Genomic DNA, 23512 nt, shown 5'->3' with positions numbered 1-23512 from the left:
GTCTATCGGCCCGGATAGGCGCGCGTCATCAACCGGCCGAGTTCCGGCCGTGGCGCCGCGTCGCCGCAAAGCCTCAGGCACGCCCAGGCGGTGGCGAGGTTGCTGGTGACGACCGGCTTGCCGATGGCGGCCTCGATCTCTGCCGCCACGCCCGCCGCGCGAACGGCCGTGCAGGAGATGAAGAGCGCGTCGCAATCGGGAGCCGTCGCTTCCCGGGCGAAAGCGACGATCTCGTCGGGGGAAATGCGCGCCATCTCCCGGTCGTCGGAAAGGCCGAGGCAGGTGAAGCGGGCGATGTCGAAGCCGAGCGCCAGGAAATAATCCGCCATCGGCCGGCTGGTTTCGAGCGTATAGGGCGTCAGCACCGAGATGCGCCTCGCGCCGAGGGCCTTGAGGCCGCAGACGGCGGCGGCGGTCGGCGTCACGACGGCAGCGTCCGGCTTGGCGGCCTTGACGGCCGCCTCCACCGCATCGTCACCGATCACCACCGAGGCGGAGGTGCAGGAATACATGACGACGTCGAGCGGCTCGTCCGGCAGGATGAGCGCGGCGCCGGCCGTCAGCGAGGGCTGCATGGCGCGCAGGTTCTCCGGCGTCACCGGGTTGGCATAGGGAATGCGCGTGGCGTAGACGCCGATCCGGTCGCTTGCGACCATGCGCTGGAAATCCACCTCCGTCGTATGGTCTGTCGCCAGGATGATCAGGCCGACTCGCTTTTCCAGCGGGCGGTCGTCGAGCCTCGGCGCGCGGGAAGCAAGGGATAGTTCGAGCGTCTGCATCAGCGTTCCTCCACGCGGGCATAGCGTTCTTCCAGCCAGCGCAGGAAGACGACGGAGATCAGGCTCATGACCAGGAAGAACACCCCGACCAGCGTCATCGGCTCGATGTAGCGATAGCTGCTGTTGGCGACGCTCTTGGCCTGGTTCATCAGTTCGAGCACCGTGATCGCGGAGAGCAGCGGCGTCTCCTTGAACATGGCGATCAGGTAGTTGGCGAGCGCCGGGATCATCGGCGGGATCGCCTGCGGCAGCACCACATGGATCCATGTCTGCCGGCCGGTGAGGTTCGTCGCCTTCGCCGCCTCCCACTGGCCGCGCGGCACGTTCTCGATGCCGGCGCGGTAGACCTCCGCGGCATAGGTACCGTAGTGCAGTCCGAGCCCGATGACGCCGGCCGCGAGCGCCGGCAGGCGGATGCCCACGTCCGGCAGCACATAGAAGATGAAATAGAGCTGCACGAGCAGCGGCGTGCCGCGGATGAACTCGACCACGAAGCCTGTCACCTTCGCGACGGGCTTCGGCGCGGTCATGCGCAGGATCGCGAAGAGGAGGCCGACGGCGGCGGCAAGGGCGGCGCCGAGCACGGTCGCAAGGATCGTGATCTTCAGGCCCTCGATGAGGGTCGGCATGATCTGCCAGACGAAGTTCCAGTCCCATTCCATCGTCAGGTCCTCACACCGTCGAGGCCGCGGGTGACCCGGCGCTCCAGCCAGCGCATGCCGTAGGAGATGGCGAGCGCCATCAGGAAATAGAGCACGAGGATGACCGTAAAGGGGATCAGCGTGCTGCCGGTCTGCGCGCGCACGACCTGCGCCTGGAAGGTCATGTCGGTGAGCGAGATCAGCGAGACCACGGCCGTGGCCTTCAGCAGTTCAATCGCATTATTGCCGAAGGTCGGCAGCATCAAAGGCAGCGCCTGCGGCAGGATGACGTGGCGCATCGCCTGGCTGCGCGTCAGGTTCAGCGCGATGCAGGCCTCCCGCTGCTCGCGGCCGATGGCCTTGACCGCGCCGCGCACGACCTCCGCCCCGTAGGCCCCGACATTCAGCCCCAGCGCCAGCACCCCGGCCTGCAGCGGCGAGAGCGTGATGCCCGCGAAGGGCAGCACGAAATAGGCCCAGAAGAGCTGCACGAAGATCGACGTGCCGCGGAAGAATTCGATATAGGTCGTGGCCAGCGCCCTGACCGCCATGAAGCGGCTGACGCGGCCGAGCCCGGCGGCGAACGCCATGACGACGGCCAGCACCGAGCCCATGACGGTGAGTTCCACCGTCACCAGCGCGCCTTGCAGGATCAGACCTATGTAGCCGGACCAGTCGGTCATCGTGCGTCCCAAGTTGATAACGAAAGAATCTGCCCATCACCTGCCTGCCGGCACCTTCCCCCCGTCAACGGGGAGAAGGGCGAACAGGCCGCGATATCCCGAACGTCGAACGAAGCGATGCGGGAAACCCCGGCCACCTGCTCCTTCTCCCCGTTTGCGGTAAGAAGGTCGCGGCAGCGGGATGAGGGGCAAACTCGCGACTACATTCCTCTCGTCACTGCGCCGCGCAGAGCTTTTCGCGGGTCGTCGACATCGCTGCCGCGGCGGAGAAGCCGTAGGGCTCGATGATCTTGGCGAACTCACCCGATTCCTTCAGCTTGGCGAGCTCCACGTCGAAGGCGTCGCGCAGGGCCTCGTCGCCCTTCCTGAAGGCCGCGCCGTCGCAATAGACCGGTGCGCCCTCGACGGGCGCCACGACCTCGATGCCCGGATCGTTCGCCTTGGAAACGAGGTCGTTGATCGACAGAACCGGCAGCGAGTAGACATCGATGCGGCCGTCCTGCAGCATCTTCAGGCCGCTCTGGCCATCCGGCACGACGATGACGCGATCGCGCGGCACGCCGGCTTCCAGCGCCAGCTTTTCTTCCGTGCCGCCGCCGGGCGCGCCGATCTTCGCATCGGGATTGTCGGCGATGTCCTTGTAGCTCTTGAGGGCGAGCGGATTGCCCTTCTTCAGCGCGAAGGCCTCGGCATCGCACAGGATCGGCTCGGAATAGGCGACCGCCGCGCAGCGCTCCGGCTTCATGAAGAGGCCGGCGGTGATGACGTCGTGGCGGCCGGCCTGGAGGCCGGGGATCATCGCCCCGTATTCCGAGATCGAGGCGACGATGTCGCCGACGCCGAGGCGCTTGAAGACTTCACGCGCCACGTCGGGGGCCGCGCCGGAAACCTTGCCGTCCGCCGCGACCGCCGTGAACGGCGGCTCGTTGGCGATGGCGACGCGGGCAAAGCCCTGTTCCTTCAACTGTTCCAGCTTCGCGTCGTCGGCCGAAGCCGGCGCGGCGGCGACAATTGCCATCAGCGCGCTCGCGCCGGCGGCCATGGTCAAAAATGTCCTCATGCTCATTGTTCCGAACTCCTCTGGCTGTCCTGGTTTTGCTTGGAGCCTTGTTTCCGAGCGGGAAGATCCCCTCAGACGCGGTGCCCTGCCGCGATGATCTTGCGCAGGAAGGTCTGCGTGCGTTCCTGCCTGGGATTGCGGAAAATCTCGTCCGGCTTGCCTTCCTCGACGATCCGGCCGCGGTCGAAGAACAGGATGCGGTCGGCAAAGTCGTGGGCAAAGCCCATTTCATGCGTCACGAGCAGCATGGTCATGTCCGTCTCGGCGGCGAGCTTGCGCATGACGTTCAGCACCTCCTCCACCAGTTCCGGATCGAGCGCGGAGGTGACTTCGTCGAACAGCATGATCTTCGGCGAAAGCGCCAGCGCCCGGGCGATGGCGACGCGCTGCTTCTGCCCGCCGGAGAGTTGCGAGGGCATGCTCTTCGCCTTGTCGGCAAGGCCGACCATGTCGAGAAGTTCCATCGCCCGCTTCTGCGCCGCCGCCTTCGCCACGCCCTTCGTCAGCATCGGCGCGAGCGTCACGTTGTCGAGCACGCATTTGTGCGGAAAGAGATTGAAGTGCTGGAAGACCATGCCGATCTTCTCGCGCATCCGGTGCAGATGGCGGTCGTCCGCCGGCACGAGGCTGCCGTTCTTCGGCATGTGGTAAAGCTGGTCGCCGTCGACCTCGATATGGCCGCCGCTGATCGTCTCGAGCGTCATGAGGATGCGCAGGATCGTCGTCTTGCCCGAGCCGGACGGGCCGATAAGGGCGAGCTTCTCGCCCGGCAGCACCTCCATCGACAACCCGTCGAGCACGGTCAAGGGACCGTAGCGCTTGGTGATGTTGTCGATGCGGATGATCGGTGCGGCCATGCATGTCTCTCCCTGTTGAGACAAGTTATGGCCTAACGATGCGCGGCGATCAAAATCATGTCAATCCGAATAATAATATCAGTACAATTATTCTTCGAATGCCCAATTGGCGGGCGTTTTCCTCAAATCGCGAGCAGCAGCGCCTCCGGACTTCCGCTGGCCAGCGAGGCCAGGATGCCGAGGCCGGTGCGAAGCTCCTGCTCGGTGGTCGAGCCGAGCGAGATGCGCACGGCCGGGTGCCAGCGCTGGTCGCAGGTGCGGAAGGACGAGCCCGGCGCTATGGCCACGCCGCGCAGGCGGGCCTGCGAGACGAACCCCTCCTCCATGTGCCCCTCCGGCAGCGGCAGCCAGACGTGGAGGCTCTGCGGATGCGCATGGTAGGGCAGGCCCGCGAAGGCTTCCGCGGCAATGGCGTGACGCGCGGCAAGGGCCTTGCGCTGCCAGTTGACGAGCTCCATCGCCGTGCCGTCGGACACCCAGCGCGTCGCGATCTCGGCGATCGAGGGCGTCGCCATCCAGTTGGAGACGAGATGGCGGTTGGCGACGGCCGCGACATAGCGGTCGGGCGCGGCGAGATAGCCGATGCGCAGCCCCGGCACGGTGATCTTGGTGAAGCTCGTGATGTAGAGCGTTCGCTCCGGCGCATAGGCGGCGATCGGCGGCGCCCTGTCCGCGACGAGCGGCCCGAGGATGTCGTTCTCGATGATCGCGATGTCGTGGCGCCGCGCCACCTCGGCCAGCGCCTGGCGGCGCTCCGCGCTCATCAGCGTGGCGGTCGGGTTGATGACCGAGGGCTGCAGGAAGACCGCGCGGATCACGCCCTTGCGGCAGGCCTCGTCCAGCGCCTCGGGGATCATGCCGTCGCGATCAATCGGCAGGCCCTCCAGATGCAGGCCGAGATAGGTGGAGAGCGGCACCAGCGTATGGTGGCTGATCGCCTCCGTGGCGACGGTCGCGCCGGGCGGGGCGACGCTCATCAGCGCCACCGTCATGCCCGACGTGGCGCCGTTGGTGAGGCTGACATTGAGCGGCGAGATGTCGAGGCCGCAGCGCGCCAGCCATTCGGCGGCAACGTTGCGATGGCGCGGGAACACCATGTTGGGCCGGAAGGACAGCGCCGAACTCGACGGCAGGTTTTCTGCCAGCCAGCCGAAGGCCTCGCGCATCCTTTCGAGATGAAGCTGCTCGCAGACCGGCTTGAGGATCGAAAGATCGACCAGTTCGCCGAGACGCTCGGGCAGGTAGGGCGGCTCCGGCTCCCGCGGCCGGGTCTGCACGAAGGAGCCCCGGCCGATCTCGCCCGAGATGAGCCCGCGGCGGATCAGCTCGTCATAGGCGCGGCTGACGGTCTGCACGGAAAGCTTCAGGTCGTCGGCGAGCTTGCGATGCGGCAGGAGACGTGTACCGTTCGGCAGCAGCCCCTCCTGGATGGCGCGGGCAATCTGCTCGGCAAGGGAGAGGTAGGCCGGCCGGCGCAATTGGGATGTATCGGGTCGCCAATTTGTCATGATTTCACAGTGCTCAAATTCAGTTCAATTGACAACGCCAAAATGCCCTCCCATTGTCTTTTTCCTTCCTTTGATATGATCTTCGCCCGGAGGGCGCCCGCATGAAACTCGACGCCATCGACCTGCGCATCCTGGAGGCCATCCAGGAGAACGGGCGTATCACCAAGCTGGCGCTGGCGGAAAAGGCCGGGCTTTCGCCCACGCCCTGCTGGCTGCGGCTGCGCAAGCTGGAAAAGGCGGGCATCGTTTCGGGCTACCATGCCCGCGTCGCCGTGCGGCGCGTCGCGCCGGTCGCCAGCGTCCTGATGGAGGTGACGCTCGCCAACCACCGGCAGTCCGATTTCGACCGCTTCGAGCGCGCCGTGGCCGCGACGCCGGAGATCGTCGCCTGCTGGTCGGTCGGCGGCGGCGTCGACTACATCCTGAAAATCATGGCGGCGGACATCGACGCCTACCAGCGCCTCGTCGATGGACTGCTCGACCGCGAACTCGGCATCGACCGCTACTTCACCTACATCGTCACCAAGACGGTGAAGGAGGAGACCGTGCTGCCGCTCGCCACCCTCCTCCCCGCCGCGCAGTAGAGAGATTGTCTACGCCGACCGGCGCCTTTGGCCAAAGTCTCTGCGCCCCGCCCCGGCAATAGACAATCTGTCGCCCCGCCTCTGGCAGACTCCCCTCCAACAGCCAAGGAGGCCGCCATGACCGCCGTATTCGCCCGCACGACCTTCCACGACGCCCTCGCCCGCCTTGCCGATCCGCACCTGCTGCGCGCGCTCTCCTATGTTGGCGGCCGCTGGGTGGCGGGCCGCGACGGCAACGGTTTCGAGGTCAAGGACCCCTCGTCCGGCGCAACGCTTGGTTGGGTGGCCGCCCTCGACGGCGACCAGGCTGCTGATGCCGTCTCCGCCGCAGCCGGCGCCTTTCCGGCATGGCGGGACATGCTGCCGCAGCAACGCGCGACCATCCTGCGCAAGTGGCACGCGCTGATGCTGGAGGCCCGCGAGGACCTCGCCCTGCTGATGACGCTGGAACAGGGCAAGCCGCTGGCCGAATCCCGCGGCGAGATCGACTATGCCGCCTCCTTCCTCGAATGGTACGCCGAGGAAGGCAAGCGCCTCAACGCGGAGGGCGTCACCAGCCACCTGCCGGGCGCGGAGATGATCGTGCGCCGCGAGGCGCTGGGCGTCGTCGGCATCGTCACGCCGTGGAACTTCCCCTCCGCCATGCTCACCCGCAAGGCCGCCGCGGCACTGGCGGCCGGCTGCACCGTCGTCGCGCATCCCTCCAGCGAGACGCCGCTTTCGGCGCTCGCCCTTGCCGAGCTCGGCGAGCGCGCCGGCCTTCCCGCCGGCGTCTTCAACGTCGTGACCGGCGATGCCGCGACCATCGTCGGCCGCCTGAACGCCGAGCCCCGCGTCCGGGCGATGAGCTTCACCGGTTCGACAGAGATCGGCCGGCTGATCGCCGCCCGGTGCGCGCCGACGATGAAGCGGCTCATCATGGAACTGGGCGGCCATGCGCCGCTGATCGTCTTCGCCGATGCCGACATCGACAAGGCCGCCGAGATCGCCGTCAACGCCAAGTTCGCCACATCGGGCCAGGATTGCCTTGCCGCCAACCGCATCTATGTCGAGCGCCCGGCGCTCGCCGCCTTCACCCGGGCCTTCAAGGCGCGCATCGAGGCGCTGAAGGTCGGCGCGGGGCTGGAGGCCGGCGTCGAGATCGGTCCGCTGATGCACGAGCGCGCCATCGCCAAGGTGGAGGAACAGGTCGCCGACGCGCTGCAGCGCGGCGCAAAGCTCCTGACGGGCGGCAAGCGGCACAAGGCAGGCCCGCTTTTCTTCCAGCCGACGCTGCTCGCGGATGTTCCCGACGACGCCCTCATCATGCGCGAGGAGACCTTCGGCCCCGTCGCCGCCGTCACTGCCTTCGACAGCGAGGCGGAGGTGATCGCCCGCGCCAACGATACCGAATACGGCCTCGTCGCCTATGTCGTGACCGAAAACGGCGCGCGCCAGATGCGCCTTGCCCGTGCGCTCGAATACGGCATGGTGGCGATCAACCGCGTGAAGATCACCGGCGGCCCGATCCCCTTCGGCGGCTGGAAGCAATCCGGCCTCGGCCGCGAAGGCTCGCGCCACGGCATGGAAGCCTTCACCGAACTGAAATATCTCTGCATCGACACGGCCGCCTGATCCCGGGCGCCGAACCACACCGAAAGGAAAGACCATGCTCGACCGCCGCAACGAACTCACCGCCTGGGACCGCGACCACTTCTTCCATCCATCCACGCATATGGGCATGCACGCCCGCGGCGAGACGCCGACCCGCGTCATCGGCGGCGGCGAAGGCGTCTACATCACCGACCTCAACGGCAAGACCAGCCTCGACGCCTTTGCCGGCCTCTATTGCGTCAATGTCGGCTACGGCCGCCAGAAGATCGCCGACGCGATCGCCGAACAGGCGAAGAACCTCGCCTATTATCACGCCTATGTCGGCCACGGCACGGAAGCCTCGATCACGCTGTCCAAGATGATCATCGACCGCGCGCCCGAGGGCATGAGCCGCGTCTATTTCGGCCTTTCCGGCTCGGATGCCAACGAGACCAACATCAAGCTCATCTGGTACTACAACAACGTCCTCGGCCGGCCGGAGAAGAAGAAGATCATCTCGCGCTGGCGCGGCTATCACGGCTCGGGCGTCATGACGGGATCACTGACCGGCCTCCACCTCTTCCACAACGCCTTCGACCTGCCGCGCGCGCCGATCCTGCACACGGAAGCGCCCTATTTCTTCCGCCGGCCCGACCGCTCGATGGACGAGGAGCAGTTCTCGCAATATTGCGCCGACAAGCTGGAGGAGATGATCCTCGCCGAAGGCCCGGACACCGTCGCCGCCTTCATCGGCGAGCCGATCCTCGGCACCGGCGGCATCGTGCCGCCGCCGAAGGGCTACTGGCAGAAGATCCAGGCCGTGCTCGGCAGGTACGATATCCTGCTCGTCGCCGACGAGGTCGTCACCGGCTTCGGCCGCCTCGGCACGATGTTCGGCTCGGACCACTACGGCATGAAGCCCGATCTCATCACCATCGCCAAGGGCCTCACCTCCGCCTACGCGCCGCTCTCCGGCACCATCGTCTCGGACAGGATGTGGCAGGTGCTGGTGAAGGGTTCGGACGAGCTCGGCGCCATCGGACACGGCTGGACCTATTCCTCGCACCCGATCTGCGCCGCCGCCGGCGTCGCCAATCTCGAACTCATCGACGAACTCGGCCTCGTCGAGAATGCCCGCTCGACCGGCGCCTATTTCCGCGCTGAGCTCGCCAGCGCCGTCGGCGACCACAGGAATGTCGGCGAGGTGCGGGGCGACGGCCTGATGGCCGCCATCGAGTTCGTCGAGGACAGGGACGACCGCACCTTCTTCGACCCCGCAAGGAAGATCGGCCCGCAGGTCTCCGCCGCCCTTCTGGAACGCGGCGTCATCGGCCGCGCCATGCCGCAGGGCGACATCCTCGGCTTCGCCCCGCCGCTCTGCCTGACGCGGCAGGAGGCGGACATCGTGGTGAAGGCGACGGCCGATGCTGTGAAGTCCGTTCTCGGCTGATTCCGCTTGAACCGATCGGGGCAGCGGCTAGGCTGCCCCGCATCCGCCACCGAACCCCGGACCCCGCCCGCCATGACATCCATAAACGACCGCATCCTCGACGCCGTCGACCGGCTTTTCGACGACGAGGTGCGCTTTCTGGAAAAGCTGGTCGGATTCCGGTCCCTGCGCAACGAAGAAGCCGAAGCGCAGGATTTCATCGCTGAGGCCCTGCGGCAACGCGGCTTCTCGGTGGAGCGCCTGCGCACCGACGGCCCGAAGATCGGGCACCATCCGGCCTTTTCGCCTGCCACCGTCGACTATGCAGAAAGCTGGAACGTCGTCGGCCGGAAGGCGGCGACCGGAACCGGCGGGCGCTCGCTCGCCTTCAACTCCCATGTCGACATCGTGCCGGCGGGAAGCGGCCATCGCTGGACCTCCCCGCCCTTCCAGCCCGTCCGTCGCGGCGACTGGCTCCATGGTCGCGGCGCCGGCGACATGAAGGCCGGCCTTGCCGCCTCCATCTTCGCGCTCGACGCCATCGCCGCGGCCGGGCTTTGCCTGCGGGGCGATGTCCAGGTCCAGTCGGTCGTGGAGGAGGAGATCACTGGCAACGGCGCGGCAACCCTCTTTTCCCGCGGTTTCATCGCCGATGTGGTCGTCAGCCCCGAGCCGACCGACGAGCAACTGGTGCGCGCCAATGCCGGCGTCATCAAGTTCCGGCTGGAAACGAAGGGCCGCCCGGCCCATCCCCGTGATCCCGAATCCGGCCAGAGCGCCATCGACCTGATGATCCGCCTCATCGGCCACCTAAGAACGCTGGAACGCAAATGGATCGGGGAGCGCCGGGACAAGCACCTGTTCAAGGATCTGCCGAACCCCGTCGCCCTGACGATCGGCACGATCGAAGGCGGCGACTGGATCGCCTCCATCCCGAGCGATTGCACCGCGGAAGGCCGGATCGGCTTTTACCCCGGCGAGGACCCGAAGGCACGCGCCGCCGAATTCGAAGCCTTCCTCGATCGCGTCCAGGCGGAAGACCCGGCCTTTGCAGGCGAGCGCCTGGTCGCCCTCAGCTGGGTCGGCGTGATGCATGCAGGCTACGAGCTGGCCGAGGGGTCCTCCGCTGAAAACATCCTCCGCTCCGCCCACGCCCTCACGCATGAGGGGGCCGACCTGCCGTCCTACGTGATGGCCTGCTATCTCGACGCAGCCGTCTTTGCCGTGCACGGCAACATCCCCTCGCTCGTCTACGGCCCGATCGCCGAGAACATCCACGGCATCGACGAGCGCGTCAGCCTTTCCTCGCTGAAACGCGTCACCAGGACGCTCGCCCTCTTCGCCGCGCACTGGTGCGGGACGGAGGAACGCTGACGGACAGTTTCGGGTATTGCGGGCGAAGGGCCGAAATGACGGGGCCGGACAGGTCGCGAAGCCGAAGCACTCGCGGCCTGCCCGGCCCGATCAGAGGTGACCACCCTTTTGCCCATGCGGGCGTCACCCGGCATTGCCCTCTACGCAACGTGTACCAGCCACAGCTTCGACTTCGGCCTTGTACCTGCGAAGATCGTGCGTCACGCCCGGAAAGGTCTCCAAAAGGTATCTTGCAAAGCTTCTTCGGCAGCTTTCGCTTTTTGGAAACCAGTGCGCGGATGTGACATCGTCGAAGATCGTTTTCAGTTGCGCGAGTTCGTCAGGCTCGAACGCGCATTTCGCAGAAAAGTTACGCACTACCTCCTCTTTTCTCCGCCCATAGGTTGCACATTACAAAACTACAACCATGGTTGCAATAAGGAATTTTTCCTCGCATTCCCGCCGGCCATGCGGCTGGCCCGATCACAGGCTGCCGGTCCCCGCGAGAAACGCATCGGCAAAATGCGCGGCAAAGCTCTCCGCCACCGCGGAGCGCTTGCGGTCCGAGCTCAGGTAGATACCGACGACGACGTCCGCGAGCCTCGGCAGGCCGAGGGCATCATCGAGCGTTGCAAGCTTCGGCGGCAGGATGCGGCGGGCGAGGACCGTATTGCCGAAGCCGGAGCCGACCGCCGCCTCCAGGCCGGAAAGGCTGGGGCTGGTATAGACGAGATCGTAGCCGCGCCCGTCGCGTTGCAGCGCCGTCAGCATCGCCCGCCGGTAGAGGCAACCCTCCGGATAGCAGACGATGCGCAGGTTGCCGCCGCCGTCGGTGACGAGCGAGGTCGAGCTGTCGCCCACCCAGGCGAGGGGCTCCTTCCAGGTCATGAACGCGCCTTCCGCCGGCCCGTCCGGCGTCATCGCCACGACGAGGTCGTAGAGCCCGTTGCGCAGCCCCTGGAGGAGAACGTGGGAGAGATCGCAGACGACCTCGAAGCGGAAGTCGTGGCCGCTGCGCGCAAGGCGCGGCATCAGCTTCGGCAGGAAATGATCGGCATAGTCGTTGGGAATGCCGAGGCGGATCTTGCCGTGCTGGTCGCGCCGCGACAGGCGCAGCACCATCTCGTCGTTGAGCGCCAGCATCTGCCGGGCATAGCTCGCGACAAGCTCGCCCGCCTCGGTCGGCTGGGCGCTGGCATCCTTGGTGAAGAGGGAAACGTTGAGCAGTTCCTGCAGCTTCTTCATCTGAAGGCTGATGGCCGGCTGGGTGCGGCCGAGCTGTTCGGCGGCGCGCGTGTGGCTGCGCAGGTCGATGACCGCCAGGAAGGTGCGAAGAAGGTCGGTCGGGATGTTTCTCACGGGGCGGCACCGCTTCCAAAAGGAAACGGGCCGATCGGACGGCCCGTTCCAAGTTGCCCGCGGACGGGGTCAGGCGGGGAGGATATTATGCTCCGGACCGAAGGGGAAGCCCGTGATGTTCTCGCTGCCGGTTTCGGTCATGACCAGGATGTCGTGCTCGCGGTAGCCGCCGGCCCCAGGCATGCCGTCCGGAATGGTCAGCATCGGCTCCATGGAGACCACCATGCCCGGCTGGAGCACCGTGTTGATGTCCTCGCGCAACTCCACGCCCGCCTCGCGGCCGTAATAATGCGAGAGCACGCCGAAGGAATGGCCGTAGCCGAAGGAGCGGTAGCCGAGCAGGCCGTGATCGCGGTAGATCTCGTTGAGCTCCGCCGCCACATCGCCGCAGCGCGCGCCGGGCTTGAGCAGTTCGAGGCCCCGACGGTGCACAGCGCAGTTGATCTCCCAGATGCGCAGGTGCTCGTCGCTGGCATGGTCGAGGAACAGCGTACGTTCCAGCGCCGTATAGTAGCCTGATATCATCGGGAAGCAGTTGAGCGAGAGGATGTCGCCCTTCTCGACGCGGCGCGAGGTGACGGGATTGTGCGCCCCGTCGGTGTTGATGCCCGACTGGAACCAGACCCAGGTGTCCATCAGCTCGGCATGGGGGAAGCGGCTTGCGATATGGCGGACCATGGCCTGCGTGCCGGCGAGCGCCACCTCGTATTCCGGCACGCCCTCGCGCACCGCCTTCGCGACGGCGGCCCCGCCGACATCGGCGGTCGCGGCGCCTTCCTTGATGAGGGCGATCTCCTCGTCCGACTTGATCGTGCGCAGCCACATGGTCGGCGAGCCGATGTCGACGAATTCGACATTCGGGAAGGCCTCTTCCAGCAGGCGGCGCAGCTCGAGATCGACCTGATCGAACTCGATGCCGATGCGCGAAGCCTTCGGCAGGAGCGTTTGCAGGGCATGGAAGAAATTGTCGCGCTGCCAGTCCGTATAGGTGATGTTGTCGCCGAAGGTGCGGCGCCAGGGCTGGCCGGCATCGATGCCGGCGGAAACGGAGGTGGCCTTTTCCGGCGTGATGACGAAGGCGTAGCGCCGGCCGAAGGAGCAATAGAGGAAATCGGAGAAGTAGCAGATGTTGTGATACGAGGTCAGGATCGCCGCATCGAGCTTCAGTTCTTCCAGGATGCGGCGCATCGCGTTCTGCCGCCGCTCCATCTCGCCCGCCGAGAAGGTCGGCTGTACCTTCTTGCCATTGTGCATCTCCTGCAGCCGCAGAAGCTGGTTGGGCATCCCCCGCGCAAACATGTTCATGTGAAAACTCCTTCTCCGCGGCCAATCGCGCCGTTTGACGAGGCACAGGGTAGGAAGCTTCACCGCCGCTGGAAAATTAGAAGTTCCAATGCGGCCATAAGGGATTTGCAAGCGCTCGATCGGAAGGCCGGCGCTAATGCCGGCATTTGCGAATGAAATTTCCGTCGACTTGCAGTCGCACCGTATGTTTCCGGCTGATCAGCCGTCTGTCGAGGAGGGGGACAGCCCATGATGGAGCGCGCAATTGGTTACGTTGTCGCCGGAAACGGACAAGACCGCGGCCCGACCGTCATGAAGGGCACCCGCCCGAAGTTCGCCTCCCCCCTCGCCCGGCAACCGGCGCACGGAAAAGATGCGCAATCGAAACCATCCGAATGCGGATTTCGACAAGCATTACCGTCGCCGAACCGCGAAGGAATCTCGGGTCGTATATGTGCATGGATTTGGGGAAGAATGGTAGCGGAGGAGGGATTCGAACCCCCGACACAAGGATTATGATTCCTCTGCTCTAACCTACTGAGCTACTCCGCCGCCCGAAGGGACGATCGAGAGCGATGTCCGTTTCCGTCCGGTGCGCGGCTTATAAGGCGGGGTTCCCGGGGGTGTCAAGCGAGGTTCGAAGAAAAATCGCTTTGTCCGCAAGGGCTTTGCCGGGCGCGGCGCCTCAGGCCGCCACCGGCGTGGAAAGGATGCGCTTGAGGGCATCCTCGGCAGCCGCCTCCCGTTCCGAGCGCAGGATGAAGCCGCCGCCATAGATGCGGGCGTCCTCGCCCTGGCCGGAATAGAGCGCGCAGGCCTGGCCGGGGGCGACGCCGGGCTCGCCCTCGGCGAGCTCCACATAGATGCCCCCCTCGTTCGCCTTCAGGCGCGCGGGACGCGGCGGGCGCGTGGAGCGCACCTTGGCGTAGCATTCGAAGCCGGCGGCGGCGACCGTATCGAGATCGCCGTCGCCCAGCCAGTTGATATCGCGCAGATAGAGGCGGCGCGTTTCCAGCGCCTCCTTCGGCCCGACGATGACGCGGCGCGAGCGCGCGTCGAGATAGACGACATAGAGCGGCTCGCCGGTCGCGATGCCGATGCCGCGGCGCTGGCCGATCGTGTAGTGCAGGATGCCCTCGTGCCGGCCGAGCACGCGGCCGTCGATATGCACGATCTCGCCGGCGAGCGCCGCGTTCGGCTTCAGCTTGTTGACGATGTCCGAATACTTGCCCTGCGGCACGAAGCAGATGTCCTGGCTGTCGGCCTTCTTGGCGACGACGAGCCCCATGTCCTCGGCGAGCGCCCGCGTCTCGGCCTTGGAAAGATGGCCGAGCGGGAAGCGCAGGTAGTCGATCTGTTCCTGCGTGGTCGCGAAGAGGAAGTAGCTCTGGTCGCGCTCCGCATCGACAGGCCGGTAGAGTGCGCGGCGGTGCGGCGCGCCAGGCGCGGGGTTGGGGCGCGAGCGGATATAGTGGCCCGTCGCCAGCGCATCCGCGCCGAGGTCCTTGGCGGTGGCGAGCAGATCGGCGAACTTGACGGTCTGGTTGCAGGCAACGCAGGGGATCGGCGTCTCGCCGGCAATGTAGCTTTCGGCGAAGGGGTTGATAACAGTCTCGCGGAACCGCTTTTCATAATCGAGGACGTAATGCGGGATGCCGAGCGTTTCGCAGACGCGGCGCGCATCGTCGATGTCCTGTCCGGCGCAGCAGGAGCCGGCACGGTGCACGGCGGCGCCGTGATCGTAGAGCTGCAGGGTGATGCCGAGAACGTCATAGCCCTCGCGCTTGAGGATCCCGGCCACCACGGAACTGTCGACGCCGCCCGACATGGCGACGACGACGCGCGTATCTTCCGGCTTGCGATCGAAATCGAGACTGTTCACGCGAGGTCCGTTCCGGTGCTGCTTCCACCCGTGGCGGGCGGCGGCACCTTTGACTTGGTTGGCTTCACGCAGTTCCGGATGCAAGGCTGCTGCACATATCCGCCGGAACTGCTCTCGGCCGAAACCGGCCAGACTTGACGTTCTGCAATCGGCAGAATGCCTTTCCCGGCGACATATAGAAACTTGCCGCTCCGAGAGCAAGAGAAGGCCGGAAACCTCGTCCTTTGCCGCGCCGGAAACGACCTCCGGTCGAAGTCAGATCAAGCGCAGACGCAGGGCGATGGCGATGGCCTGCATGCGGTTGACGGCCTGCAGCTTGCGGGTGGCGCTCTTGAAATAGCTGCTTACCGTATAGACCGAGATGCCGAGGATGATGGCGATCTCGTCGCTGCTCTTGCCGGCCGCCGCCCAGCGCAGACACTCGACCTCGCGGCTGGAAAGCTTCTCGCGGCTCGCCGTCGCCGAGACGAAGGTCTTCTCGAGGCATTCGAAAAGCTGGAGGGCGGCGAAATGCAGTTCCGTCAGCTCCGGGCGGGCAAGCGGCGGGCGCGTGCCGGAAAACACCATCAGATAGGGATCGGACGTCGTGGAATGCAGCAGCAGGGCCGTGGAGGCGGAAAGCCCGTAGCTTTCGGCAAGCGCGATCGCCTCGCCGGCCTGCGCGCTTTCCCAGTCGGCCGGGGCCAGCAGCGCGCTGTCGCCCTGCACCGGCAGCTTGGTCATGCCGGTATCGAGAGCCAGCCGGCTGACGTGGAAGAGGTTCATGGCATCGTACTTGCGCACGAGGTCGGCCGGCCAGTTGCTGACGAGCAGGCGCTCGGCGAAGCGCTGCTGCTGGTTGGCCGGGAAGCGCGCCACCAGGAAGTGGCTGAAGCTGAAATGGCTGGCGCACTGCCGCATGAGGTGCAGGACCTCGTATTCGGTCTGCACGGATTCGATATTGGCCGAAGAGAGGAATTCTGGCGACCAACCCTGCTGCAAGAGCGTGTTGTCTGGGTCTCTCATTTTCCGTTTCCAACAACCGGCGCGCGGGCGCCGGGCTTGTGTGCATTCTCGGTTCGGAAAATTTCAGGCGCACCCCGACAGACCGGCGGCGACGAAAAACGCCGCGGAAGCCATATCCCGATGGGAAACAGCTCGCGGAGGCAATTCATTTGGATGCGTCCTGGAGGCTTCCGGTGGCATCGATCCGACGCCGCCTCCGAATTTTGGCGCGTATTAGCAGTATTTGATTCAAATGGAAATGAAATATTTGCATGGCTCCCATGCGGGCCGGGCGGAGGGAAATCCGCCCCACGTTAGGGGAGGCAGCGGTGTGCGAAGGCCGGCTGCTCCGGCGAAGCCGCTCAAAAGATTAGAAAATTGTTAGCATGCGCTTAGGCAAATCTTAAATGTGGCGGGCTACAGTCCCCGCATATGGTCTTGAGTATATGTAGAGAGTCCAATGACCGATCTGATACGACCCCGCGTGAAATACGTCATCGGCCCCGATGGCAGCCCCCTGACGATCGCCGATCTGCCGCCGGCCAACACGCGGCGCTGGGTGATTCGCCGGAAGGCAGAAGTCGTCGCCGCCGTACGCGGCGGGCTCCTCAGCCTCGAAGAAGCCTGCGAACGCTACACGCTGACGGTCGAAGAATTCCTGTCCTGGCAATCCTCCATCAACGACCATGGCCTGGCCGGCCTGCGCACGACGCGCATCCAGCAGTACCGCCACTAGGCAGCTCCATTTCCCGTCACGACCCTGCGGCCGCTCAATGCGGCCGCAGTTTCATTTGCAGAAGGCCGGTCATGATCGCCGAGGCGGCATAGAACCAGAGGCCCGGCTGCGTGAAGGCGGAGGCCATGCCGCTCGTCTTCGCCGCGACGATGACCAGCGCCACCAGCATCACGTCCATCATCGACCATTTTCCGAGCACCGGCAGCAGCCGGGAGAGCAGGCCCGCCGTGTCGCCCGGCCGGGAGGGCGCGGTCGCCTCCAGCGCGATGCCGAACAGCTTCACGACCGGAAAGACGATGGAAAAGAGCCCGACCAGCACCGCAAGCCCGCCGTTCCCCTGCTGCCAGATCGAGACGACGACGTCGACCAGCGAGGGCGTCTCGTCGAAGAAGTAGAGTTTTTCGAACCGCACCAGCGGCAGCACGAGGCCGAAGGCCAGACACAGCGCCGACAGGACGAGAAGGGCGGGAACGACAAGGATCATGGCGGTTTCGCGGTTTCGATTCCCCGTTGCATACCATCGCGGCCGCTTCGATGCAGCACGCACTGTTCACACCGCGCACCTTGCGGGAAACGGCGGGACGGGAAAGGATGGTCCCGACGCAACGGCAGCAAGGAGCACGCCATGGACATCCTGCACGAGGACAACGGCACGAAGGGCCGCTACTACGCGGTCGTCGAGGGGCACGAGGCGGAGATGACCTATTCCCGCACGTCGCCGCAACTCGTGATCGTCGACCATACCGGCGTACCGGATGCGCTGCGCGGCAAGGGCGTCGGCCAGGCGCTGGCGGCCCATGCCGTGGAAGAGGCCCGCAAGGGCGGCTGGAAGATCATGCCGCTCTGCCCCTTCTTCCGGGCGCAGGCCATGCGCCACAAGGACTGGCAGGACGTCGTCAATCTCTGACGCCGGCCTTGCGACAGGGACGCAACAAGCCTTGAAAAAACGCGAAGAGCCCTCGTGAGCGGTCTTTCGGCCGCTCGCGAGGGTTCTTCAGGATGGCACCTGGATCAGGCGCGCATCCGGACCGCGTTGTCGCGCTCTTCCAGCGCCGAAGCCTTGGCGAATTCCGCCTCCGCCTCTTCCAGTGCCAGTTCGGCCGCATCCTGCTGCACCTTCAGCTCCCTTATGGAGACCTGGAGGTTGTCGGAACGCTGCCGCGCCGCCTTGGCGAAGGTCGGATAGGCGAAGTGGCCCGGATCGGTGATCCCGGACTTCTTCTCTTCGATGGCGATCTGGCTTTCCAGCTCCTTCGACATCCGTTCGAATTCGGACATCATGAGCTGAAGCTGGGCCAGCTGCCGTCTCTTGTCTTTCACCTGAAATTCCTTCAGGCGAACTAGGCTCTCACGCGACTTCATACGCAATACTCCCGTGGATAGCGAGACCCCGGCATTGGAGCGAAAGGCCGCCGAAAACGCTGGCGAACCTCCCACCCGGCATTCCAAATCAGTACCCGAAGCGCGAGGTTCGGCCGCGCGCCGGAGACCGGCATTCCTCCCGTAACCCGGCAAACCCTGCCGAACCGTGAAAAAATCCAGCGAGATTAATAAAATCCTACCGCTGGTAACCTTTCGTTTACGGGCATCGTTAATCATAGGCCCGATGATTTAAGGCTCCGTAAATACGATTCGCAAAAAAGAAGGTGGGTCGCATTGCTGAGTCGAAAGAGTCGGTTAACCGTGTTTCCTAAAGCGAAATCTTAAGAGACACAATTCTGATTCATGTATGAAATCAGGAGTCTGCCTAAAATAATTAACAGATCGATACACCTTGCCAAAGTGAATCAGGATTTGTTAACCATTTCGTGGCAGCCTCCAAATCAGGCAACGACTGGATCCGTATCGCGTAGGGGGCCAGATACCTTGAGCGGCGGAAAAGGGGACAGATATGCGGGTTCTACTCATTGAGGACGATAGCGCCACGGCGCAGAGCATCGAGCTGATGCTGAAGTCCGAAAGTTTTAATGTGTATACCACCGACCTCGGCGAGGAAGGTGTCGACCTGGGCAAGTTGTACGATTACGACATCATCTTGCTCGACCTCAACCTCCCCGACATGTCGGGTTACGAGGTTCTGCGCACGCTGCGCCTTTCCAAGGTCAAGACGCCGATCCTCATCCTCTCCGGCATGGCCGGCATCGAGGACAAGGTGCGCGGCCTCGGCTTCGGCGCCGACGACTACATGACGAAGCCGTTCCACAAGGACGAGCTCGTCGCCCGCATCCACGCCATCGTGCGCCGCTCCAAGGGCCATGCCCAGTCGGTCATCTCGACGGGCGAGCTCATCGTCAACCTCGACGCCAAGACGGTCGAGGTCGGCGGCCAGCGCGTGCACCTGACGGGCAAGGAATACCAGATGCTCGAGCTGCTCTCGCTGCGCAAGGGCACGACGCTCACCAAGGAAATGTTCCTCAACCACCTCTATGGCGGCATGGACGAGCCGGAACTGAAGATCATCGACGTCTTCATCTGCAAGCTGCGCAAGAAGCTGGCGAACGCCGCCGGCGGCGCCAACTATATCGAGACGGTCTGGGGTCGCGGCTATGTGCTGCGCGAGCCCGAGGGCGGCGACTATCTCGAAAGCGCCTGACGGCACCCTCCCCGCTCCCGCATTCGACCCGCCGCTCGCCGGCGGGTTTTCTTTTGCGCCGATGCCGGAGCTTCCATGGCACCGGCGAAATAAACAAAAAAGCGGCCGGCTCCCTCGGGAGCGGCCGCTTTTGCTTTGGCTATGGGCGATCGCTTCAGGCGGCGATCGAGAGATTGCCGAAGACCTGGGTAAGGATCTTGCGGTCGAACGGCTTCAGCAGGAAGTCGTCCGCGCCGGCGCGCTTGCCCATCATCATCTTCTTGAGGTCGGCCTCGACGACGCAATAGTAGATGCGCACCGACTTGCCCTGCGGCAGGTTGCGGATATTGCCGATCAGTTCGAGAGCGCCGTCCATGGTGGAATCGACGATCAGGATGTTGGGCAGTTCCGCCTCGCAGCGCACCAGCGCCTCGAGCGAACTCGAGGCTTCCAGCACGAGGAAATCGAAACCGGAAAGAATACGCTTGCCGACCTTCCGGACGACATCGGAACCGTCGGCGATCATCAACCGCTGCATTAGCTGCTCCTAGGGTCTCCCGTCCGCTAAACGGGAACGATACAGCCTGCAACTCTACCGGCGCCTGGCAAACAAAGCGTTAGCGGCCATGGTTAACGGACCACGGCCGCCGGCAATCTCACTCGGATGCCGCAACCGTGCGGGCGCTGAAGACGATCTCTTCCGGGTTGACCTCGACATCCAGCTCCATGCCGGCCTCGTCGGCGAGCAGCACGGTGTAGTAGGGCTGGATGGAATGGGCATCGACCGCCTCTTCCGGCGTGCCGGACAGGATTTCCGTGAACTTCGGCGGCACCCGCAGCATGCGCCCCTTCACGGCCAGCTTGAACACCGCGTCGAATTCCGGGTTTTCCAGCGTCACGTCGATCGAGCCGCCGCGCGGAATGGCGCCGTAGGCGACGAGGAACAGGTTGAGCAGCAGCTTGACCCTGTTCTTCGCGACGATGGCGCGCGGGCCGGACCAGGTGATCTCCGTCTTCTTCTCGGCGGCGGCGAAGTCGCGCGCGGCCTTTTCCGCCTCGCCCGTGTCGATGGACGCGCCGACGGAGCCGGAAGCACCGAAGGCGAGGCGTGCGAACTTCAGCCGGACCGACGCATTCAGCGCGCTGGTGCGGATGAGGTCCATGGCCTCGGCATCGGCCCCGCCCTCGTCGAGCAGTTCGAGGCCGTTGTTGATCGCCCCGACCGGCGAGATGACGTCATGGCAGACGCGGCTGCACAAAAGCGCTGCCAGATCGGGACCGGTCAGCGTGAGGTTCGGATTTTTCGCCATAAAATTCTCCCAGATCCACGCATTCGTTCATCGCGGGACGCCTTTCGCAAGGCGCACGCGGGCACATTCCGCGCGACGCATAGCACGCCGAAATTGCGCGAGGCGTGCTCGATTTCAAGACAGCCATAATGACACCACATTTGGTAAACCGATTGTTAAGACCATCGGGTCAAATTGCTGCATGGAACGGGGCCGAGACATCAAGGAAGGCGAACGGGACATGGGTATTTCAAATCTGGTCACGAAGGCATTCGCGGTCGTTGCGGCGGCTTGCATGACCTTCCTGCTTGCCTTGCCGGCCGCCGCGCAGCAAAGCAGCCAATATTCCATGCAGGAGATCGTCGACGCCGGCCACGGCTTCTTCGGCGAGACGTCCGGCGGCCTTGCCAAGCTGGTCGAGCGCGCCTTCGAATCCTACGGCCTGCCGAACGGCTACATCCTCGGCCAGGAGGGCTCGGGCGCCTTCGTCGCCGGCCTGACCTACGGCGAAGGCACGCTCAACACCAAGAATGCCGGCCAGCACTCGGTCTTCTGGCAGGGCCCCTCCCTCGGCCTCGACTGGGGCGGTCAGGGCAGCCGCACCATGATGCTCGTCTACAATCTGCCCGACGTCAATGCGCTCTTTACCCGTTTCGGCGGCGTCTCCGGCTCGGTCTACGTGATCGCCGGCCTCGGCATGCAGGTCAATGTCAACAACGACATCGTGCTCGTGCCGATCCGCACCGGCGTCGGCGCCCGCATCGGCATCAGCGCCGGCTACCTCAAGCTGACGCGCCAGCCGACCTGGAATCCCTTCTGAACGAATGAAACCGGCGCCCCGCCCGTCTGACGACCGGGCGTCGATTTCGCGGGCGCGCCCCCCTGTGCAAGCCGGAACGAGCCGCTATAGTGCGCTCGTTCGGGACCCGTTTTGGGCCATGTTTGGAACGAGTGGATCCGTGATCGAGTACGCCCTTCTCTTCGCGCTCGGCTTTCTCGCCGCCACGCTTGCCGGCCTGCTCGTCGCGCCGGCCATCCAGAAACGAATCGTCAGGTTCACCGAGGCGCGGATGCGCGCCACCATGCCGCTGAGCCCGCAGGAAGTGCGCGCGCAGAAGGACATGGCGCGCGCCGCCTATGCGGCCGAAAACGCCCGCCTCTCCCAGAACGTCAGGCGCGAACGTGAAAAGCTCACGCTCGAAATGGTGCGGAACGAGAAGCTGATGGCCGCGGCCGGCGCGATCGGCACGGAGAATGCCGAACTCCACGCGCAGATCGCCGACATGAACATCGAGGCCGGCGACATGCGCTCGACGCTGCGGCGCGAGGAGATGAAGAGCGAGCAACTGAAAAGCGCCCTCTCCGCCGCCGACCGCGAGATTCGCGCGCGGACGGCCGAGATCGACACGCTGCAGAACAGCATCGATCATCTGCACGCCGAGATCGACAACATGAAGATAGACCTCGCCACCCGCGACACGGCGATGGAGAACCTGCAGAGCCGCATCGGCAACCTGAAGGACGAGCGCGACAGGCTGCGCGAGGAGGCCAGGACCGCCATAGAGAAGGCCAAGGCGCTCGAAATCCGCCTGTCGCGCGAGGAAGGCCGCGTGCGGCAGCTCGAGGCGAAGCTGACGCGCGAGGTGGCCGGCAGCGCCGACAAGGACAACGCGATCGAGCGGCGCATCGCGGAAATCAACCGCCTTCGCGAAAAAGTGAAGACGCTGACGACGGAAAGCAAGGAAGCGATGAAGGCAAGCCGCTCCACCGGGCTCGCCCGGTCCATCGCGGCAAGCCGCATTTCCAGCCGCCGGACGGAGAAGATGCAGCCCGTCCCCCCGATCGACATCGCCGCGCTGGAGGACGAGGCGCGCAACCAGGGCACCGCGCTGACGGAGCGCCTCCTTGCGGCAAGGTCCGACGCCAACGACCCGGCCCTGCGCGAGGAGATGGCCGATCTTGCCAGCAAGATGATCGTGCTGACCGCCGCGCGCGAGGGCGCGAGTTCCCCCGTGCACGATCTCATCGCCACCATCGACCCCGACCTCGACGGCGACGAGCACAGCCTTGCCCGGCGGGTGCGCGAACGGATCGGCCGCGACGAGAGCTAGGCCACCCGCCCCATCGCAAGCGCAATCTGGTAGAGCGCGATGCCGCTCGCCGTCGCCACGTTGAGGCTGTCGAGCCCCGGGCGCTGCGGGATGCGGGCCGTGCGGAACGAGGTGAGGATCGTCTCCGGCAGCCCCTCGCCTTCCGTTCCCAGCACGAGCGCGATGCGCCGCGCCGCCGGAATGGCCGCGACGGGCACCGCGCCGCGCGGCGAAAGCCCCCATATCTCGAAACCCGCCGCCGCCAGGTCGCGCAGCATGGCTTCGGAGTTGCGCCCCCGCGCGAACGGCACGGTCAGAACGGAGCCGACCGACACCCGGATCGCCTTCCGGTAGAGCGGATCGCACGACGTTTCGTCGAGAAACACCGCGTCGGCGCCAAAGGCCGCGGCATTGCGGAAGATGGAGCCGGCATTGTCATGGTTGGAAAGGCCGCAGCCGGCCAGCACCAGGCTGGTCTCCGGCAGGCGGCCGAGGAGCGATGCACCGATCTCGGCCGCCGGCCTGCGCCCGAGCGCCAGCACGCCGCGATGCATGTGGAAGCCGGCAATCGCATCGAAGACCGCCTGCGCGGCGACATAGACCGGCACGCTCGGCGGAAAGGCGGCGAGGACCTCGCCCATCCCGGCGAGACGGTTTTCCAGAAGGAGGATGGCCTCGGCGGCAAAGCCGTTGGCGCGGGCCTGCGCCTGCCCGAGCATGCGCAGCACCACCGTGCCCTCGGCGACGAATAGCCCGTCGCGGCCCGTCAGGTCCCGCTCGCGGATCGAGACGAAGCCGGCAATGCGCGGATCGCCGGGATCGTCGATGCGGACCGGTTGCGCCGCCACGC

General features: G+C 65.3%; 23 protein-coding genes, 1 tRNA gene and 1 pseudogene. 9 read left to right on the top strand and 16 right to left on the bottom strand.

The features are described 5' to 3' along the window. Window positions 1-2: 2 nt before the first annotated feature. From eutA to L0976_RS05980, 6 genes and pseudogenes are all read right to left on the bottom strand, one after another. Window positions 3-779: an ectoine utilization protein EutA gene (gene eutA, locus L0976_RS06005; RefSeq protein ID WP_370643588.1), complete on the bottom strand. Its 777-nt coding sequence runs from the start codon at window positions 777-779 to the stop codon at window positions 3-5. After that, entirely contained in the window at window positions 779-1441 is a 663-nt protein-coding gene (gene ehuD / locus L0976_RS06000; protein ID WP_203315983.1) for an ectoine/hydroxyectoine ABC transporter permease subunit EhuD, read from the bottom strand. The genes eutA and ehuD overlap by 1 nt, the downstream gene beginning before the upstream one ends. 2 nt (window positions 1442-1443) lie before the next feature. Beyond that, complete coding sequence (gene ehuC, locus L0976_RS05995) at window positions 1444-2103, bottom strand: ectoine/hydroxyectoine ABC transporter permease subunit EhuC (protein WP_234186517.1); 660 nt, start codon at window positions 2101-2103, stop codon at window positions 1444-1446. A gap of 214 nt (window positions 2104-2317) precedes the next feature. Beyond that, window positions 2318-3163, bottom strand: coding sequence for an ectoine/hydroxyectoine ABC transporter substrate-binding protein EhuB (gene ehuB / locus L0976_RS05990; protein ID WP_370577063.1), 846 nt, complete (start codon window positions 3161-3163; stop codon window positions 2318-2320). 71 nt (window positions 3164-3234) lie between these two features. Further along, window positions 3235-4020 (bottom strand): ectoine/hydroxyectoine ABC transporter ATP-binding protein EhuA, encoded by a 786-nt coding sequence (ehuA, locus tag L0976_RS05985; RefSeq protein ID WP_234186516.1) that lies wholly within the window; start codon window positions 4018-4020, stop codon window positions 3235-3237. Between the two features lie 122 nt (window positions 4021-4142). Continuing rightward, window positions 4143-5563 (bottom strand): annotated as a pseudogene (locus L0976_RS05980) (PLP-dependent aminotransferase family protein). A 66-nt stretch (window positions 5564-5629) separates the two neighbouring features. On the opposite strand from L0976_RS05980, the gene L0976_RS05975 reads away from it, so the two are divergent. From L0976_RS05975 to L0976_RS05960, 4 genes are all read left to right on the top strand, one after another. Then, entirely contained in the window at window positions 5630-6112 is a 483-nt protein-coding gene (locus tag L0976_RS05975; RefSeq protein WP_234186514.1) for an Lrp/AsnC family transcriptional regulator, read from the top strand. Between the two features lie 117 nt (window positions 6113-6229). After that, window positions 6230-7726: an NAD-dependent succinate-semialdehyde dehydrogenase gene (locus L0976_RS05970; RefSeq protein WP_234186513.1), complete on the top strand. Its 1497-nt coding sequence runs from the start codon at window positions 6230-6232 to the stop codon at window positions 7724-7726. 34 nt (window positions 7727-7760) lie between these two features. Then, a complete protein-coding gene (locus L0976_RS05965) occupies window positions 7761-9134 on the top strand; it encodes an aspartate aminotransferase family protein (protein ID WP_234186512.1) in 1374 nt (457 codons plus the stop codon). Between the two features lie 72 nt (window positions 9135-9206). Beyond that, window positions 9207-10487, top strand: coding sequence for an ArgE/DapE family deacylase (locus L0976_RS05960; protein ID WP_234186511.1), 1281 nt, complete (start codon window positions 9207-9209; stop codon window positions 10485-10487). Between the two features lie 462 nt (window positions 10488-10949). On the opposite strand, the gene L0976_RS05955 is transcribed toward L0976_RS05960, so the two are convergent. From L0976_RS05955 to L0976_RS05935, 5 genes are all read right to left on the bottom strand, one after another. Then, entirely contained in the window at window positions 10950-11825 is an 876-nt protein-coding gene (locus L0976_RS05955) for a LysR family transcriptional regulator (protein WP_203315992.1), read from the bottom strand. A gap of 69 nt (window positions 11826-11894) precedes the next feature. Next, on the bottom strand, window positions 11895-13109 hold the full coding sequence (locus tag L0976_RS05950; RefSeq protein WP_234186687.1) for a M24 family metallopeptidase: 1215 nt from the start codon (window positions 13107-13109) through the stop codon (window positions 11895-11897). A 475-nt stretch (window positions 13110-13584) separates the two neighbouring features. After that, a tRNA-Met gene (locus tag L0976_RS05945) sits at window positions 13585-13661 on the bottom strand. A gap of 133 nt (window positions 13662-13794) precedes the next feature. Beyond that, the gene (gene mnmA / locus L0976_RS05940; protein ID WP_370643587.1) at window positions 13795-14991 is read right to left on the bottom strand and encodes a tRNA 2-thiouridine(34) synthase MnmA; all 1197 of its coding nucleotides are present in this window, start codon (window positions 14989-14991) and stop codon (window positions 13795-13797) included. Between the two features lie 255 nt (window positions 14992-15246). Next, the gene (locus tag L0976_RS05935) at window positions 15247-15996 is read right to left on the bottom strand and encodes a LuxR family transcriptional regulator (protein WP_203315994.1); all 750 of its coding nucleotides are present in this window, start codon (window positions 15994-15996) and stop codon (window positions 15247-15249) included. Window positions 15997-16435: 439 nt separating this feature from the next. Between L0976_RS05935 and L0976_RS05930 the strand changes: the two genes are divergently transcribed. After that, window positions 16436-16711, top strand: coding sequence for a DUF1153 domain-containing protein (locus tag L0976_RS05930; RefSeq protein WP_023515011.1), 276 nt, complete (start codon window positions 16436-16438; stop codon window positions 16709-16711). A 34-nt stretch (window positions 16712-16745) separates the two neighbouring features. Here L0976_RS05930 and L0976_RS05925 read toward each other — a convergent pair whose 3' ends face one another. Continuing rightward, entirely contained in the window at window positions 16746-17195 is a 450-nt protein-coding gene (locus L0976_RS05925) for a paraquat-inducible protein A (RefSeq protein WP_234186510.1), read from the bottom strand. Window positions 17196-17336: 141 nt separating this feature from the next. Here L0976_RS05925 and L0976_RS05920 point away from each other — a divergent pair, with 141 nt between their 5' ends. Then, window positions 17337-17618 carry a GNAT family N-acetyltransferase gene (locus L0976_RS05920; RefSeq protein WP_203315996.1) on the top strand — a complete coding sequence of 94 codons (282 nt, stop codon included), beginning with the start codon at window positions 17337-17339 and terminating at the stop codon, window positions 17616-17618. 104 nt (window positions 17619-17722) lie between these two features. Here the strand turns inward: L0976_RS05920 and L0976_RS05915 are convergent, their stop codons facing one another. Further along, the gene (locus L0976_RS05915) at window positions 17723-18073 is read right to left on the bottom strand and encodes a flagellar export protein FliJ (protein WP_119256749.1); all 351 of its coding nucleotides are present in this window, start codon (window positions 18071-18073) and stop codon (window positions 17723-17725) included. 529 nt (window positions 18074-18602) lie between these two features. Between L0976_RS05915 and ctrA the strand changes: the two genes are divergently transcribed. Beyond that, on the top strand, window positions 18603-19304 hold the full coding sequence (gene ctrA, locus L0976_RS05910) for a response regulator transcription factor CtrA (protein WP_119256748.1): 702 nt from the start codon (window positions 18603-18605) through the stop codon (window positions 19302-19304). Window positions 19305-19458: 154 nt separating this feature from the next. Here ctrA and L0976_RS05905 read toward each other — a convergent pair whose 3' ends face one another. Beyond that, the gene (locus tag L0976_RS05905) at window positions 19459-19821 is read right to left on the bottom strand and encodes a PleD family two-component system response regulator (RefSeq protein WP_203315997.1); all 363 of its coding nucleotides are present in this window, start codon (window positions 19819-19821) and stop codon (window positions 19459-19461) included. 118 nt (window positions 19822-19939) lie between these two features. Then, window positions 19940-20593, bottom strand: coding sequence for a histidine phosphotransferase ChpT (gene chpT, locus L0976_RS05900; protein WP_203315998.1), 654 nt, complete (start codon window positions 20591-20593; stop codon window positions 19940-19942). Window positions 20594-20813: 220 nt separating this feature from the next. Here chpT and L0976_RS05895 point away from each other — a divergent pair, with 220 nt between their 5' ends. Together L0976_RS05895 and L0976_RS05890 are read left to right on the top strand one after the other, a co-directional pair. Next, window positions 20814-21392: a DUF1134 domain-containing protein gene (locus L0976_RS05895; protein ID WP_203315999.1), complete on the top strand. Its 579-nt coding sequence runs from the start codon at window positions 20814-20816 to the stop codon at window positions 21390-21392. 139 nt (window positions 21393-21531) lie between these two features. Further along, window positions 21532-22683: a hypothetical protein gene (locus L0976_RS05890; RefSeq protein WP_234186509.1), complete on the top strand. Its 1152-nt coding sequence runs from the start codon at window positions 21532-21534 to the stop codon at window positions 22681-22683. Here the strand turns inward: L0976_RS05890 and L0976_RS05885 are convergent. Next, window positions 22680-23510 (bottom strand): RNA methyltransferase, encoded by an 831-nt coding sequence (locus L0976_RS05885; protein WP_234186508.1) that lies wholly within the window; start codon window positions 23508-23510, stop codon window positions 22680-22682. The two genes, L0976_RS05890 and L0976_RS05885, sit on opposite strands and share 4 nt — an antisense overlap. Window positions 23511-23512 lie beyond the last annotated feature (2 nt).

The sequence above is a fragment of the Shinella sp. NM-101 genome (assembly GCF_021401195.1).
Lineage (GTDB): Bacteria > Pseudomonadota > Alphaproteobacteria > Rhizobiales > Rhizobiaceae > Shinella.
Note: the sequence above shows the minus strand (reverse complement) of the source record. Positions and strands in the feature narration are given on the sequence as shown.